This window comes from Komagataeibacter oboediens, assembly GCF_018491655.1.
GTDB lineage: Bacteria > Pseudomonadota > Alphaproteobacteria > Acetobacterales > Acetobacteraceae > Komagataeibacter > Komagataeibacter oboediens.
Genome location: NZ_JABLUU010000049.1, coordinates 1 through 1,058, shown reverse-complemented (window position 1 = coordinate 1,058; position 1,058 = coordinate 1). Strand labels below are relative to the sequence as shown.

The 1,058-nt window shown below is 67.5% G+C and carries 1 protein-coding gene; it reads right to left on the bottom strand.

Annotation, left to right across the window (positions count from 1 at the left end; all coding sequences use genetic code 11):
• Positions 1–29 precede the first annotated feature (29 nt).
• A partial coding sequence (locus tag HNO79_RS16325; RefSeq protein ID WP_214165949.1) for a Hint domain-containing protein occupies positions 30–1,058 on the bottom strand: 1,029 nt, incomplete at its 5' end.

The following is a 1,058-nucleotide window of genomic DNA, read 5'->3' as shown; positions in this document are numbered from 1 at the left end:
CGGTGACCGGCCCCGCCATGGCAGCATGATCAGGCAGATGCCCGAAAGGACACGATGTTGGCGGCATCGGCTGCGGGGGCCGTCCAGTACTGGCCACCATGGGCGGAACGGTGCAGGCGCAGGACGACATGGCCCCTGCACCCGGCCCACAGGGACGGGTCCAGGTTCAGGCTGCCCTTCGTCCAGCGCCAGTGGCCATCGTGCTGCTGCTCGGCATCATGGCACTGTGCCGCGATGGCGGGGGCGTCCATGTCGATCGCGGCGTCATGGAACAGCCCGTCGCTGACATGCATGTCGCGGATGTAGATCCCCAGTTCACGGGCATCCTCGCCCGCGCCACATTCCGCCGGGCGGAAAGCGTTCGAGACCAGAGCGACCTCGCGTGCACCGGCGGGGAAGATGAAGCAGGCCCGGTCACCATCCATGGCCGGTTCCACCCGCTGCCCGTCCACCATCAGGTGTTCGTCCTTGTCGGTCGTGCTGTTCCAGCCCAGCGTGCGCGCGCGGGCGGCAAGGCGTTCGCGCACGGCGGCAATTTCGGGGCCGTTCAGCACCAGCGGCAGGGCGTAATCATCCAGCGTCGCGGGCTCGACCTGCGTGCCGGCCGACAGGGTGGCGAACAGGTTGCGGTTGCCGACATCCAGATAGCTTTCGGACGGCAGGCCGTTCGACAGCAGCACGTCGTGGCTTTCCAGTTCGACATGCCAGTATTCGGTGCTTTCGCACGGCGCGCGGCGGATGGTCGCGCCATTGACCAGCTTCACCGCCTGGATGAACACGCTGTCCATCACGGGCACCGCAATGGCGTGGCCGGGGGACACCAGCAGGTCACGGTCGGGCATGTTCTGCGCGAACGCGTCACGGCTGATCAGCACGGGGGTCAGCGCATGGGCCTGTGCCGCGTCCATGTTGCTGAAGCTGATGATCTTCTGGCTGCCGATCCACACGATCGGGCGCACGGCGCCGGATGCGGTCACGACTTCATCGCCGGCCTGCAGGGTTTCCACCGCCACATCGCCGCGCGGGGTGCGGATCAGCGTGCCGGAGCAGAAGCAGGC